Origin of the sequence: Peribacillus sp. NPDC006672 (assembly GCF_050274955.1) — a bacterium.
Classification (GTDB): Bacteria; Bacillota; Bacilli; order Bacillales; family DSM-1321; genus Peribacillus.
Map to the genome: position 1 here is coordinate 395586 of NZ_JBNNOR010000002.1, position 14759 is coordinate 410344.

A 14759-nucleotide genomic window follows, 5' to 3' on the forward strand; every position below is an offset into this window, starting at 1 on the left:
CATTAAAATTAGTAAATGAAAAAGAAAATTCAGAATTCAACTAAAGGAGGAACCTGCATTGACCTTTACGAAAATCCCGGTTCGAAAAAACATTGAAGACATAAGCCCATATGTTTCCGGTAAGCCAATTGAAGAAGTCCAACGCGAACTGGGACTTGAAACGATCGTTAAATTGGCATCCAATGAAAATCCATTCGGTTACTCAACTCTAGCAAAAGAAGCCATGCTTATCGAAATGGAGCAAACCTCCTTTTATCCTGAAGGAATGGCACCGTCATTAGCTGAAAAGCTGGCAAGGAAATTGAATATCAATCAAGAGCAAATCATCCTAGGAAATGGGTCTGATGAAGTGATACGTTTGTTAACAAGAACCTACATCCAACAAAATGATGAAGTCATCATGGCTGATGTTACATTTCCACGGTATGAAACGAATGTATTGATTGACGGCGGTACACCTGTAAAAATATCTCTTATTAATGGTGTACATGACCTGCAGGGTATGTATGATGCCATAACTGAAAAAACAAGAATGATTTTTGTCTGTAACCCCAATAATCCGACAGGAACGATTGTTCAAAAAGAAAAATTAAGATCTTTTATCGAGAAGGTGCCGAAACATATTTTACTGGTCGTTGACGAAGCATACTATGAGTATGTCAATGATGAAGAATATTTAGAAACTTTGCCACTTCTAAATGCCCATTCAAATCTGGTCATCTTACGCACTTTTTCAAAGATTTATGGATTGGCTGCATTAAGGATTGGATACGGTTTAATGGATGCTTCCATCATACAAGAGCTAGTTAAAGTGAAAGAACCCTTCAATACCAACCGTTTAGCACAGGCTGCGGCCTTCGCTTCCCTAGATGACCATACATTTGTTGAGCAATGTGCCCGTAAGAATGAGGAAGGAAGAAGATATTTAGAAAACGAACTAAGCAAGATGGGATTAACATTCTTCCCTTCACATGCCAACTTCTTGATGGTCGAACTTAACCATCCTGGCAGGGACATTTTCGAGAAGCTATTGATTCAAGGTGTCATCATCCGTTCTGGTCATTTGCTAGGTTATGAAAATACGATCCGCGTGACCATTGGCACTCAGCCTGAAAATGAGAGATTCATAACCGCCTTACAATATGCAATCAATAAAACGTCCAGTACATGAACTTTCGAAATGAAGTTGCAGTATGATTGATGATTAATAGATAAAAGATACGACATAGACGCCTTTGCCCATGTCGTATCTTTTACGTGGATTTATTTAACAAGATTCCTTTTCTACTATAGTTGCTTCCTGTTCATCCACACTTTTAAATTTAAAGATCGAAATGGAGATCAATGTAGCCAACACAATAAGGCAGGCAACGATGCTGATCCGATTCTGTTCACTGAACACGAAAGTGACACAAATGATGCTTAAGGCGATTACTGCAAACAAAGTTACATATGGAAAGCCCCACAATTTAAAACTCGGAGCTTTAGGATATGAATTGCGAAGTTTTAGCTGCGCTAAACAAATGCTGATCCATACAAGTGATACCACAAAACCCGGAAATGCCATTAATAAAGTAAATGCCTTGTCCTGGGCAACGTAGGTAATCATGGAGCCGACGACCAATGCAACGGCACTTAGGATTAAACTATACAAGGGAACGCCATTTTTTGATACATAAGAGAATGACCTGGGAGCCTCCCCTTCTGCAGCTAAAGAATGCAGCATTCGAGTACACCCATATATTCCGGAGTTAGCGGCAGATAAGACGGCCGTAATTAAAATGAAGTTCATGATGTGGGCAGATCCCTGAAAACCGGACATTGACAAAACTTGTACAAACGGACTTGCCTGGTCGCTAATTTCGTTCCAAGGAATCAGACCGCAGATTACAAGTATCGGTAAGGTGAAAAATAATACGACTCTCCAAATATAACTTTTAATGACCTTCGGTAAAATTCGTTCAGCATCTTTTGCTTCCGTTACCGTCAGCCCTATTAATTCAGAACCGCCATATGAGAACATAACGATCAGTAATGCCGAAAAGATGGACATCCACCCATTCGGGAAAAACCCTCCGTGCCCTGTGAAGTTTTGCAGGTAATTAGCTCCGCCGCTTGGGATGGCCCCAAATAAAATACAGGCTCCCAAAATAATGAATAGGATGATCATTGTAATCTTAATGCCAGCAAACCAAAATTCGAATTCACCATAATTTTTAACATTCATCATGTTAACCCCAATGATTAAAGCAGCACACCCTAAACTCAATGTCCATAACGGGATTGCTGGGAGCCAATACTGCAAGAAGCTTCCTGCAACCACTACCTCAATGACACATACGGACAGCCACATGAAACAATACATCCAGCCTATAATGAAGGAACTACGCTTACCGAATGCTTTCTGAACGAAACCTTTCATATTCGTATTTGGATAGGCGATTGCCATTTCTGCTATAGCTCCCATGACTACAAGAAGTAATAATCCTGCAAACATATAAGTGAAAATGACTCCTGGCCCTGCTAACGATATGGTTTCGGCACTTCCTTTAAAAATCCCAGTACCTATTGCCCCTCCCATTGCCATCATGCTAATATGCCGCGGCAACAATTTCTTTTGCAGTGACCCACCATTTGATTCCATTAAATCTGCCTCCTTTTTCCCATAATTTTTCGTATAAAAAATCAAAACCCATTTCAATCGTTGAATGGCGAATAGATAAGTTATTTCATCAAACCTTATGGTTTAGGAGTGAAGGATGCAAAGCCTTCTTAAAAAATCACCTCATACATCACCAAAGTAAAAATGATATCAATATGCCTTTAGTTTTACAAGAGTATCACTGTAAGCTAATAGATGTTCCTGTTGGTCAAACGCCGTTATCCGGGTTCTTATCTTCGATATGGAGTGAATTTGCTGATAGCCTTGCCTTACTGGGGACCAATGACCAGGTTTCTAAATCTATTAAAATGAAACACTCCAATCGGGGACTACATTGGTAATCCCCATGAATTTACATCTTCCTGTTATCTTATTTATTTACAATGTGAATCGCATGTCCCAAAACTGCCTCCGCGGCTTCCATCCACCCCTCAGTCAAAGTTGGATGAGGATGCATGCTGAGGGCTATATCTTCGACCCGAGCCGCCAACTCAAGTGCAAGGACCCCTTCACCTATAAGGTTGGAGGCATCTGCACCAACCATATGCATTCCAAGCAATATGTGGCTTTTTGCATCCACGATCACTTCAGCAAATCCATCCGTTTCATTCGTTGCAAGCGCCCTTCCATTGGCACTGAACGGGAACTTCCCAGTCTTGACTCTGTATCCCTGTTGTTCAGCTTCTTCACTGCTTAAACCAACCCCTGCTATTTGTGGTTCCGAGAAGATTACATAGGGGACATACGGGGAGTCAATGGCACTTGGCAGCCCCCCTATTACTTCCGCTGCCACGATACCCTGTTTGGACGCTCGATGTGCAAGAGCTGGACCAGGTGTAATGTCACCGATGGCAAAGATGTGCGGCACATTTGTACGACATTCCATATCTACAGCTATATGGCCCCTTTCACCAACCGTAACACCAGCCCGAGTCAGGCCAATCTCTTCTGTGTTAGGAATTCTGCCGATTGTAACCAGGGTCTTTTCGCTCACTACCACTTCCGCCCCCTGGTTTTCCGAGGAAACATGAAGGTGTACTTGGCCATCCACTACACTCGCCTTTTCTACCCGCGCCGATGTTTTAATGTCCATGCCAAGCTTCTTGGCATTACGGGTAACTTCCTTGACAAGGTTCTCGGCAACCTGGGGGAGAATGCGGTTGGCCATCTCAATGATGGTCACTTTAGTACCTAACTTAGCAAATGCCATACCCAATTCGATTCCGATATAGCCTCCGCCGATGATCGACAAACTAGATGGGACTTCATGCAGCTGCAAACTTGCTGTTGAATCCAAAATATATTCTCCATCGACTTTAATGAATGATGGTATGAAAGGTCTGGATCCCGTCGCAATAATTGCCTGTTCAAACTTGTAGGTTTCAAAATCGCCATCGGTTTCTACTCCGATACGGTCATCAGATAAAAAGGTGGCTTGACCTTTAACCACCGTCACTCCATTTTCTTTACAAAGATGGGCAATACCTTGGTTCAACTGGGAAGTGATGCCCTCTTTCCAATCCTGCCAAATTCCCAAATCCATTGTGGTTCTTTCTTGAGACAGCCTGATTCCCATTTTCCCTAAATCGTTAAGCTTTTGGTATTGATCGGCTGCGTGAATTAAAGCCTTCGAAGGTATGCAGCCCCGATTAAGACAAGCCCCGCCCAGCTTATCCTTTTCAACAAGCACGACCGATTTCCCTAACTGTCCGAGACGGATAGCCGCAGCATATCCTCCCGGACCTCCTCCCATGATGATAACATCCGTCTCTACAGCAACTTCCCCTACTACCATTTATCTCATCTCCACAACTAAACGAATTGGATTTTCCAGCAGTTCCTTGATTCTATTTGTAAAATGCACCGCTGTAACACCATCTATTAAACGATGATCGAAAGATAAAGACATATTCATCATTAAACGGATTACACCTTCCAAATCTCGAACGACCATTCGTTGTTCCATTTTATGCAAAGCTAATATGGCCGCTTCCGGATAGTTAATGATCGGGGTCGCATGCATCCCACCGATCGGTCCTACATTGCTTATGGTAAATGTACTGCCTGTGATTTGATCTATGCCCAACTTCCCTTCCCGGGCTTGGTTTGCCAATTGCCTGATTTCATCAGCCAGTTGGAAAATGGTTTTTTGATCTGCATGCTTTATGACAGGAACAATGAGACCCTCTTTTGTATTCGTTGCAATCCCAATATGATAATAATTTTTCAAGATGATTTCATTGGTTTTTTCATCAATTGAAGCGTTTAAAGTTTTAAACTCCTTTAAAGCGATGACAATGGCTTTTACGAAAAACGGCAAAAAGGTCAATTTAATATCCTTATCATCGGAATACGCCTTTAATTGATCTTTCAATTCCTTCAATCGATCCATTTCCAATTCATCAACATGGGTTACATGAGGAATGGTTGAAACCGACTTTACCATATGTTCAGCGATTTTTTTACGAATGCCCTTAAGCAGAATCCGCTCTTCCCACTCTTTTTCCAATCCTTTTGCCTGGACGGCATCCTTCATTGGGGACATATCTTGAAGAATCTTGTCATCATTGTTATTGGCATTTTCCCTTATTATCGAATTATTTTCTTTAAACTGCTTCAAGTCACTCTCGATTATTCGCCCAGCGGGACCGGAGCCTTTAACCTGCTCGATATCAACCTTCATTTCCCTTGCCATTTGACGTACGAATGGGGTAGCCAACACATGCATTGCATCAAGATGCGGTTTGCTTGTCATATGCTCTCCATTTACTTTTACATCATCAGATTGAACGACTTGGATATCTCCTTCACTAATGCCTGTTTCCGGAGCAGGCATATCGTTCCCTTCTTGAATTGTGAAAATAGTGGTTCCCACTTCCACGATATCCCCTTCGGAAAAAAATATTTTCTTGACCACTCCCGTTGCTGGGGCAGTCAATTCCGCATTAACTTTATCCGTTTGCACCTCAACAATGGGTTGGTCCTGCGTCACCGCATCCCCTTCCTTGATCAGCCATTGGATAATTTCTCCTTCATGCATCCCTTCCCCTACATCAGGAAGTTTAAATTCCATCATGCGTCTTCCTCCTTTTCCCTTAATTATCAATTAAAATGAAATCGTCTCCACTATTCCTTGTTTTACACGGTCAACTGTCGGTAGATAATGATCTTCTATTGAAAACGGCGGAACCGGAACATCAAATCCTGTTACACGCTTAATCGGCGCTTTCAGGTAAATAAGAGCTTCATCATTAATGATGGAAATAATCTCCGCACCTAATCCGGCAGTCTTATGGGCTTCATGGACGATTAATGCACGACCTGTCTTTTTAATGGATTGCACGATCGTATCTCTATCTAAAGGGTATAAAGTTCGTAGATCGACCACTTCACACTTCCAGCCTTTTTCGCTTTCAATCTTTTTCGCGGCATTCAATGCCTCCCTTAACATAGCCCCCCATGCAAAAATGGTCAGGTCGCTTCCCTCCTGGACCACTTTTGCTTGACCAATTGGTATTCGATACATTTCTTCGGGAACTTCTTCCTTAAAAGCCCGATACAATTTAGTCGGTTCCAAAAAGATTACCGGATCAGGATCTTCAATTGCAGCAATGAGAAGACCTTTTGCGTCGTATGGATTGCTTGGTGCAACTACCTTTAAACCCGGTGTATGGGCAAAGAAGGTTTCGACACTTTCGGAATGAAGTTCAGGTCCTCTGATTCCAGCACCATATGGCGTACGGATTACGAGAGGCACGCCAAATTGCCCACGAGTCCGGTGTCTCATACGGGCAGCATGGGAAACGAGTTGCTCGAATCCCGGATAAATAAAGGCGAGGAATTGAATCTCCACTATTGGCAGCAGTCCGTTAAGGGCTAAACCAATGGCAGAGCCGATGATTCCAGATTCAGCTAATGGCGTATCCACCACTCGATCTTTTCCATATTTTTCATAAAGCCCTTCCGTCGATCGGAAAACTCCGCCGTTCACTCCAATATCCTCACCCAAGATCATCACACGATCATCATGACCCAGCATTTGGTCCTGCGCTTCCGTAATAGCCTGGAGCATCGTTAAACTTTTGCCCATTATTTCTTCACACCTTTCTTTAAGATTTGGTTCAATTCCTGCTTCTGTTCCTTTAGGTGCCATGGCTCCTCAGCATATACATGGTTAAACATTTCGAGCGGATTGGATTTCGGATAACCTTCCGCCTTTTGGAGGTGAGCATCTATCAGTTCGTTGAATTGTTTTAACACGATTCCTTCCTGCTCTTCATTCCAATAACCCTCTTTATTCAAATACTTTCTAAGACGCGTAATCGGATCCCGATTTTCCCTCCAGAACGTCGAAATTTCGTCCTGATCGCGATATATGTTCGGATTGTCTGCAGTAGTATGGGCGCCATAGCGAAAGGTTATGGCTTCGATTAAAGTGGGTCCTTCACCTTTAAGGGCCCTTTCGACAGCCTCTTTTACTGTCAGCCATACTGCAAAGATATCATTTCCATCCACTCGAACCCCATGTATGTCATAAGCGGCAGCACGCTGGGATATCGTTTTAGATGCCGATTGCTTTTCAAAAGGCACACTGATCGCATAGCCATTATTTTGGCAGAAAAAGATTGTCGGGGTTTTATAAACGCCTGCAAAATTCAGCGCCTCATGAAAGTCCCCTTCAGAAGTGGCACCATCACCAAAATAAGCAATGCTTACATTCTTTTCCCCTTTAATCTTACTTGCCCAAGCCGTTCCTACCGCATGAACCATTTGAGTGGCAATGGGAACACTAGGAGGTAATATCCTTTTACCTTCCGGACAAATTGAACCCTCTAAATGCGCCATCCAGTATAGGAAAACACGATACAATTCCTGTCCATGAATGATTGCCGCTCCATGATCACGGTATGTGGGAAACATCCAGTCACCTGCTGACAATGCTAAAGCGCTTCCTGCCTGGGATGCCTCCTGTCCTTCGAAAGGTGCATAAGTTCCCATTCTGCCTTGGCGCTGGAGATTAATTGATTTACGGTCAAATGTTCTGAGCAGTAGCATGCTCTCATACATCTTTAACATCAATGATTTATCGACTTTCCCATCAATCGCTCCAACGATTTCTCCGTCAGGTGTCAATACACGAAACACTTCCGGCTCAATATCGTTTGAATACGCTTTCATTATTGGGTTTCCCGTCTTTTCCATTTCATTTCTCCCCTTAAGATAGATTTGTTTCGCAAACTTACCAAGGTTTTGAACAGTCATGAAATAACAGCCCAAAAAGTTTTCATTGGTCTTTTATGTCTGTGAATGATTACTGTTTCATAAACTACATTTGCTTATATAAAAGGATAATACATCCAAGATTTTAATAATATGTTAAATAGAAGGAATTTTTAGTATATTTCCTTTATTTAGAATGTGTTTTCTTATAAATCACCTTCATTTTGAAAATAAGCCCCATTATGGAAAAATTTAAGGTGAAATTAGCGGGTTACCGGCATGTCGGGGATATGCCTCGACCGTTCCAAGTTACTCATTAGCTAGCATCCATTCAAGGGTTGCCTAAATTAAAACAAGTACATCCCTTATCATCAAAATCAGGATCCAGCACAAAAAGACCCATTGTAATCATGGGTCTCAGACTGTTTATAATCTCGATAAATAATGGAGTTTGTCTACGGTTTATTTGAGGCTTTGTAGAATTTGAACGTGATTGGAACGTAGGGCATTCGCGTTCCGCGGCGCCCTTTTCGCCTGCTTGGTCTCCCTTGGACAATCAGCTTTGGTTTAACATGTAGATAGAACGCCAACAGTCTTTTTTGTTTTAAAATAGAAGCATAAAAACTTGAGTGATAAGGATGCTTTCTGAACATGATTCCATTCAGCGGGATCAACTGGAAATGATTACGTAGATCAACTGGTGCCAGCGAACCATTTGGTTCGTAAAATGGAGGCCGCCATTAATTTCTCGTTCATTTATGACTTGGTGAAAGACATGTATTCCGAGGTAGGCCGCTCAGGTATAAATCCAGTTATTTTAGTTAAACTGACATTCATTCAATATATCTTAGGTATTCGCTCGATTGAGGATTACTTTACCAACAAGATTTCATTTCCTTTACCCACTACACGGGTATTAGAAAAATCTATTTTTCAAATGTTCCTTTCACGACCGCTTCACCATTTTTGACCATAATCTGCCCCATCGCGATAACACTATTTATTTCTAATGTTTGTTTCTTCATTATGATGATATCGGCGTCATTTCCTGCCTCAAGCCGCCCCTTTTTTGTAAGTTTTAAAATATTGGCCGGATTTTCCGTCACAACTCTTATGGCATCCGCAAGTGTCACTCCATCCTCGATGACCGCATCTACGACAGAATCATATAAGGACATGCATGTACCAATGTTCAAACCGCGGAGGTTGCCGCTGCCATCGAAGTCAGGCAGGCTAGCTTGCCCATCTGAAGTTAAGGTGATCTGCCTGATATCTACCCCTTCTTCTAGTGCTTTCTTTATTGCTGTACTTGCTTTGACTTCCCCTTCTTCAAGGAACTTCTTGATCGTACTTGTCGTAAAATCAATATAGCCCCCTTTTTTTGCATATTCCATCCCTGCTTTGAATAAATGCGGATTTCGATTTATATGTGTAGGGTAAAACTGTGTGATCGGTATTTCCGTTGTCTCGACAACTTCTTCAATTACCTGCAAATGGTTTTGACTGTCGCCGACATGAATATTGACGATACCGCTTTTCCCGGACAACAGACCTCCATTACGTGACTGAGAAGCCAGTTTAGCAAGTTCAGCAGCAGTCGGCTGCGAAGAACGATGATCGGCAATGGCGATTTCGCCCACACCGATAATTTTATCCACTAGAATTAAATCATCTTCAATTTTACCGGTTAACGTCTTGACTGGGACTTGATATGAACCTGTCTGAACGAAGCAGCTAATTCCTTCTTCTTCAAGCGCTCTGGCTTTAGCAAGCAGCGCCGGCATCGTCCTTGTCGTACCGTCTGTTCCGATGACCCCTACCAATGTCGTTATACCTGCTAACGTTGCATCTGTTAATTGGATTTCAGGTGTCCTCGTTTTAAAGCCCCCTTCCCCCCCTCCGCCGATAATATGTACGTGAGCATCTATAAAACCCGGAACAACGATTTGCCCACTCGCATCAATCACCTCAAATTCAACGAAATTGGCAGGTACATCAATCATGTCCTCAATGAAGCCAATTTTATTTCCAACCAAAAGGATATCTTTTTGGCCCATATATTCTGGACCATAAATCTCCCCATTTTTTATAAGTGTGAGCATTGTTCCTTCTCCCTTCAAAAAATTGAAATTTTCAAATAGGTTTTAAAATCTTTTACTCGGGTAAATATACAACATAACCCGCTAACAATTACATAAAAGAGACCAACATTCTTGTTCGATTTTAAAAATTGTAGCTGAATTGACATCTTGATTATGCTTTTCCAAAAGTATACAAACAAAAGGGGTAAACGACATGAATAAAGTGATTTCTTCTGACATTAAAACAAATAAAAGATTATCCATGCGACAAATCATGAACCTATATCAAGTTACGAAAGAATTTAAAGGAAATATATATTTTATCTGCAACCATAAATTGGTCGATGCCAAGAAACTTTCAACATTTGTATCCTTTGTGCTAATTCTTCAAGAGTGTGCAACCATGAAAGTCATACTTGAAGGCAAGAATGTACATGCCATGCTCGAAAAAGTACAGGATATCTGTAAAGAAAATGATGACTTCGGTTTCCAATCGAACCAAACCGTTAACATTTAAATGCTAACAGAAAAGGAGTGTATAGAATGAGAACCATTTTAATGGTCATAGGCGCAATCGCCGTAATCGGAATAATAGCGAATCTTATTTTTTAATGAATGATGAAAGACTGTCAATGATTGACAGTCTTTTTTGGTTAATTTATTGGAAAGTACGCGCATGCCATGCTCCCTTTTCATGAAAATTACCACGGTACATCCCAATCCCTCCATTTATTCAAACCATCCCGAATTTCTTTTCCTTTATCAATCCAATATTGCTTCCTTTTCTCCCCTTCTTCCTTTGCCTGTTGCTCAGCTATAACTGCCTGTTTTTCAGCTATAAGCGGTCCGATATCTTGAGTCTTAAAAGATTGAGACGCTTGATTCTGTAAAGCTTTCGACATTATTTTTTGAAAGATGATTGCACTTCCCTGACTGCTGTGTGTCGTTAAATAATGTTTTTCATCCGTCTTATCATATCCAGCCCATACAGCACCGACCAACGATGGTGAATAACCGATGAACCATTGATCTTTAACCCCTGATATTCCTTTGATGGGAACTTGTGTGGAACCTGTTTTACCTGCTATTTCATAACCCGAAACAGCTGCGTTTTTCCCTGTGCCATATTCCACTGTACCAAGCAGCATGGAATTCATTTTATCGACGACGCCTTTAGAGGTTACTTTGGTGCTTTCCTTTTTCCAGGCGGCTACCTCTTTTCCATCATTATTTTCTATTCTTACAATGGCATGGGTTTCCATACGTTCCCCGCTGTTGGCGAATGCTGAAAAGGCTCCTGCCATCTGCAGCGGGGACACACCTTTCTTCATCCCTCCTAAAGCAAGCGACAGATTTCGATCATCCTTCTCATACGGAATCCCAAACCGTTTAAGTGAAGCCAGCCCCTTATCGATGCCAATCTCATTCAAAAGCCAAACCGTTGGTACATTCAAGGAATTCATCACCGCTTCATACATGGGCACTTCCCCTTTATATACACCGCTCAGGTTTGTTGGCTCATATTCCCCGAAGCTCATTTTTTCATCCTTTAAAGGAGCAGTGATATCGTATCCCTCTTCAACCGCTGGAGTATAAACTACAAGTGGTTTAATGGATGAACCTGGAGATCTTGTCAGCTGGGTTGCCCGGTTATATCCCATAAATTGATGCTTTCCTCTCCCACCGACAAGTGCCTTTATCCCGCCCGTTTCAGGATCAAGGAGGACTGATCCACTTTGAACCATTTCTTCTGTACTCGTTCCAACTGGAAAATTTGCATCATTTACATATACGGATTCTGTAGCCTGCTGCATGGATTGGTCCAGTGTCGTGTATATTTTATAGCCCTTTGAAAGCAGATCCTCAAGCTGTATTCCATATTTGCTTGATGCTTCTGATAAAACATGATCGACAAAATAAGGGTACTTTCCTTTTAATGGATCGGTTTCCTTCTTCCCCATGAGAAGTGTCACTGCATCTTTTTTTGCAGCCGTTTCTTCATCTTTCGTCAAGTATCCATGTTCCGCCATTCTAGAAAGAACCAAATCACGCCGCTTCACTGCCCCGTCTAAATTCTTGTATGGATCAAGTTTGGATGGCAAGTTGATGACACCTGCCAGCAAGGCTCCCTCGGCAACGGTCAATTCAGAGACCTCTTTGGAAAAGTAAATATTTGCGGCCTTTTTAATTCCCCATGCCCCATGGCCAAAATAAACTTGATTCAAATACATTTCCAGAATTTCATCTTTTGTATATTCATCTTCAACTTCCTGGGCCAGAAAAAACTCTTCAATCTTTCTCTTCAGTGTTCGATTCGACTCCAGCATCGTAATCTTCACAAGCTGCTGGGTAAGCGTGCTCCCTCCTTCAACAACACTTCCGGCTTTTGCATTTTTAACCAACGCTCGCAAAATCCCTTGATAATCGATGCCGTGATGTTCATAAAAACGGTGATCCTCAATGGAAACCACCGCTTGTTTCATATGTTCCGGTATTTCATCTATCGAAACACCTTCGGATTTATTTGCCGTGATCGTGCTGGCAAGATTTCCATCCTGATCATAAATTCCTGTTGGTTGCTGAAGACTATTTTGAAGATGGCTTATATCTGCACCCTGTCTGAAATAAAATAGTAAACCGGCGCCTAAAACCACAATCGCCAATATAATAATTAGACCTAATTTCACTAACCCTCTCATTTGTACCCCCATTTTCCCATCTGCGACATGTTTCATTAAAAATATTTTACCCCTTTTATTAAAGAAAACTCGTCGATTGACTAAAAGACCTAAGCTAAGTCACCTTTTCTTTAGCACTATACCCGGGTATCGGCTTCCTTGCTGATGATACCCCCTTCATCGAATGAACTAATTGAAGGATCAGGGTTTCATCCTACCATTTTTAACAATGGCCGTATCTATCCTTTACCCGTAATTTGCGATCCATATACCGATTAAAAGCGTGAAGCCCTTTAAAAGTGGGTATAACACTTTAAAGACTTATAAAAGGGGAGAGAGGGTATGAAAGATTTAAAACATATTGTCGTCGCTTTTGATGGAAATGAAGAGAGTAAACGTGCCGTGGAATATGGAGCAACATTGAAAAAGGCCTTTCCTGAAGCCGAGCTGACCGTAGTTCATGTCCTACTTGATAAGGTTGAGCAGCGTATCATGGGAAACGCCTCGGCTCCGGGGTTCGTACCGGCTGCGGGGTTTTATGTGGATCCCGTCCAGACACATCCCGTCGTTGAAGTCGAACAACCAAAACATCAAAGGGTAAATGATACCCCTTCCGCCATCGAGAGTAGTGTTCAGAACGCAAAAAGTAATATGTTGAGATTGCTAAGTGAATGTCAAGTCAAGGGGAAATTCGAGATATTGGAAGGACATGCGCCAGAAAGCGTATGTGATTATGCGGCAAGAACTGCTGCCGACCTCATCGTTGTAGGCAATAGCGCTAAAAGCGGTTTGGAAAAATTCTTTCTTGGCAGTACTAGCAGTTCCATTGCGAAAAACGCACCTTGTTCGGTATTCATTGCAAAATGAAGATTGAGCCGTTCTGCCCTGTTGCAGCTTATAAAACGCCTGTGATTACTGGAAACTTATTTGTACAGGAGATTACACCTGCCTTACCATATTACCACTAGTGGAAAACGTAATTAGAGGAGTTATAAAACATAAGCACGTGTTTCTTTCCGAAAGATTTTCTTTTCAAAATTGCGCTTATTCGCCTTTACATGTGTGGAATGAATTCCAATCAACGTTCAAAATTTATAAACCTTCAAAAAAACTGTAGACAAACTCAATTATTTATCGAATTTGTCTACAGTCTGAAGCCGGATTCATTATAGAATCCGGCTTTTTTATTAATAGGCTTTTTTCAGTAATACACTTGAAGCAGCCGAATATAACATCATCACCACAAGGGCAGATAAAATAAAACTGATCAGCATATAAGTCCCATTATAAATGAATGAATAAATCGCTACTGGCTGTCCTTTTGGAGCTGCAGAGCCAAAAAACACGATTCCGGATACGAAATGACACAGAAACCTCAGAAAACTGCCCAAAAACATACCGCAAATCCCAAACCACTTCGCTTTGGAACGCTTTTCCTCTTTATAGCTATTTACAAACTTATTCATGAATACACCGGATATCCCGACAACCGTAAAAGCAAGATAATAATCAATAAAGCCTTGAATCGGCGTGCTGATCCATGCTGTACCACTGACGATTTGCAAAAGCCCAAGTAACAATCCGGTTAACATCCCACCTTTGATGCCCCAACGATATGCCATCAGAAAAATCGGTACCATGGCTATTGATATCGAGCCCCCTTGCGGCCAGATTCTTGAAAAAATGAATCCAGAAACCAAATCCAGTAATAAAGCCAGTGAAGCAAAAATGGCAACCTCTGTCATGAATAACGTTTTATTTTTCATCATGTCTCTCCCTTCTCCAAAAATGAAAAGTGTACACGAGTTCCCTCCCTGCCAAATTTTACACAAACAAAAAAGCAACACCGGGGCGGTAATGGATGCCCAGTATTGCTTGTATCCAAAACCACATCCCTACGCTAGTGCTAACTATCAGGTTCATAGGGTCTGAACTTTAACCGTTCACTCTCAGCCTTTTGGCTCCCCTTGTGGAAGTATTTAATATTCGATCCTCGGTTAGAATATACTACTAGTTTCTAAAAAAGACAACTTAAAGAAAATGTCATATCATAAAAACTTGCCACTCCCATATTTATGGGAATACCCTTTCTTTTAACCAACTTCAATTAACCAAGTT

The 14759-nt window shown here is 41.6% G+C and carries 11 protein-coding genes, 1 pseudogene and 1 riboswitch; of the genes and pseudogenes, 4 read left to right on the forward strand and 8 right to left on the reverse strand.

Annotated elements, in window-relative coordinates:
- Positions 1-58 precede the first annotated feature (58 nt).
- The gene (hisC, locus tag ACQKKK_RS05315; protein WP_427614592.1) at positions 59-1171 is read left to right on the forward strand and encodes a histidinol-phosphate transaminase; all 1113 of its coding nucleotides are present in this window, start codon (positions 59-61) and stop codon (positions 1169-1171) included.
- Between the two features lie 96 nt (positions 1172-1267).
- On the opposite strand, the gene ACQKKK_RS05320 is transcribed toward hisC, so the two are convergent.
- From ACQKKK_RS05320 to pdhA, 5 genes are all read right to left on the reverse strand, one after another.
- Complete coding sequence (locus ACQKKK_RS05320) at positions 1268-2644, reverse strand: amino acid permease (RefSeq protein ID WP_427614594.1); 1377 nt, start codon at positions 2642-2644, stop codon at positions 1268-1270.
- A 388-nt stretch (positions 2645-3032) separates the two neighbouring features.
- Entirely contained in the window at positions 3033-4457 is a 1425-nt protein-coding gene (gene lpdA / locus ACQKKK_RS05325) for a dihydrolipoyl dehydrogenase (protein WP_427614595.1), read from the reverse strand.
- Positions 4458-5738, reverse strand: a complete 1281-nt coding sequence (locus tag ACQKKK_RS05330; RefSeq protein ID WP_427614597.1) for a dihydrolipoamide acetyltransferase family protein — start codon at positions 5736-5738, stop codon at positions 4458-4460.
- A 30-nt stretch (positions 5739-5768) separates the two neighbouring features.
- Positions 5769-6752: an alpha-ketoacid dehydrogenase subunit beta gene (locus tag ACQKKK_RS05335; RefSeq protein ID WP_427614599.1), complete on the reverse strand. Its 984-nt coding sequence runs from the start codon at positions 6750-6752 to the stop codon at positions 5769-5771.
- Positions 6752-7864, reverse strand: coding sequence for a pyruvate dehydrogenase (acetyl-transferring) E1 component subunit alpha (gene pdhA / locus ACQKKK_RS05340; protein ID WP_427614601.1), 1113 nt, complete (start codon positions 7862-7864; stop codon positions 6752-6754). Before pdhA ends, ACQKKK_RS05335 begins: the two co-directional genes overlap by 1 nt.
- 656 nt (positions 7865-8520) lie before the next feature.
- On the opposite strand from pdhA, the pseudogene ACQKKK_RS05345 reads away from it, so the two are divergent.
- A pseudogene (locus tag ACQKKK_RS05345) lies at positions 8521-8747 on the forward strand (IS5/IS1182 family transposase); the annotation flags it as partial.
- A gap of 61 nt (positions 8748-8808) precedes the next feature.
- On the opposite strand, the gene iadA reads toward ACQKKK_RS05345, so the two are convergent.
- Positions 8809-9984, reverse strand: a complete 1176-nt coding sequence (gene iadA / locus ACQKKK_RS05350; RefSeq protein ID WP_427614603.1) for a beta-aspartyl-peptidase — start codon at positions 9982-9984, stop codon at positions 8809-8811.
- Between the two features lie 193 nt (positions 9985-10177).
- Here iadA and ACQKKK_RS05355 point away from each other — a divergent pair, with 193 nt between their 5' ends.
- Positions 10178-10480 (forward strand): hypothetical protein, encoded by a 303-nt coding sequence (locus ACQKKK_RS05355; protein ID WP_427614605.1) that lies wholly within the window; start codon positions 10178-10180, stop codon positions 10478-10480.
- 184 nt (positions 10481-10664) lie between these two features.
- On the opposite strand, the gene ACQKKK_RS05360 is transcribed toward ACQKKK_RS05355, so the two are convergent.
- Entirely contained in the window at positions 10665-12698 is a 2034-nt protein-coding gene (locus tag ACQKKK_RS05360; protein ID WP_427614607.1) for a transglycosylase domain-containing protein, read from the reverse strand.
- 285 nt (positions 12699-12983) lie between these two features.
- On the opposite strand from ACQKKK_RS05360, the gene ACQKKK_RS05365 reads away from it, so the two are divergent.
- Entirely contained in the window at positions 12984-13508 is a 525-nt protein-coding gene (locus ACQKKK_RS05365; protein WP_427614608.1) for a universal stress protein, read from the forward strand.
- A 320-nt stretch (positions 13509-13828) separates the two neighbouring features.
- On the opposite strand, the gene thiT is transcribed toward ACQKKK_RS05365, so the two are convergent.
- Positions 13829-14410, reverse strand: coding sequence for an energy-coupled thiamine transporter ThiT (thiT, locus tag ACQKKK_RS05370; protein WP_427614610.1), 582 nt, complete (start codon positions 14408-14410; stop codon positions 13829-13831).
- Between the two features lie 106 nt (positions 14411-14516).
- A riboswitch (TPP riboswitch) is annotated at positions 14517-14619 on the reverse strand.
- Between the last annotated feature and the right edge of the window lie 140 nt (positions 14620-14759).

Excerpts from the sequence above, each read along its gene's own strand:
- ACQKKK_RS05355 (WP_427614605.1), top strand. The coding sequence starts at position 10,178 with ATGAATAAAGTGATTTCTTCTGACATTAAAACAAATAAAAGATTATCC.
- ACQKKK_RS05330 (WP_427614597.1), bottom strand. The coding sequence starts at position 5,738 with ATGATGGAATTTAAACTTCCTGATGTAGGGGAAGGGATGCATGAAGGA.
- pdhA (WP_427614601.1), bottom strand. The coding sequence starts at position 7,864 with ATGGAAAAGACGGGAAACCCAATAATGAAAGCGTATTCAAACGATATT.
- lpdA (WP_427614595.1), bottom strand. The coding sequence starts at position 4,457 with ATGGTAGTAGGGGAAGTTGCTGTAGAGACGGATGTTATCATCATGGGA.
- ACQKKK_RS05335 (WP_427614599.1), bottom strand. The coding sequence starts at position 6,752 with ATGGGCAAAAGTTTAACGATGCTCCAGGCTATTACGGAAGCGCAGGAC.
- ACQKKK_RS05365 (WP_427614608.1), top strand. The coding sequence starts at position 12,984 with ATGAAAGATTTAAAACATATTGTCGTCGCTTTTGATGGAAATGAAGAG.
- iadA (WP_427614603.1), bottom strand. The coding sequence starts at position 9,984 with ATGCTCACACTTATAAAAAATGGGGAGATTTATGGTCCAGAATATATG.
- ACQKKK_RS05320 (WP_427614594.1), bottom strand. The coding sequence starts at position 2,644 with ATGGAATCAAATGGTGGGTCACTGCAAAAGAAATTGTTGCCGCGGCAT.
- ACQKKK_RS05360 (WP_427614607.1), bottom strand. The coding sequence starts at position 12,698 with ATGAAACATGTCGCAGATGGGAAAATGGGGGTACAAATGAGAGGGTTA.
- thiT (WP_427614610.1), bottom strand. The coding sequence starts at position 14,410 with ATGATGAAAAATAAAACGTTATTCATGACAGAGGTTGCCATTTTTGCT.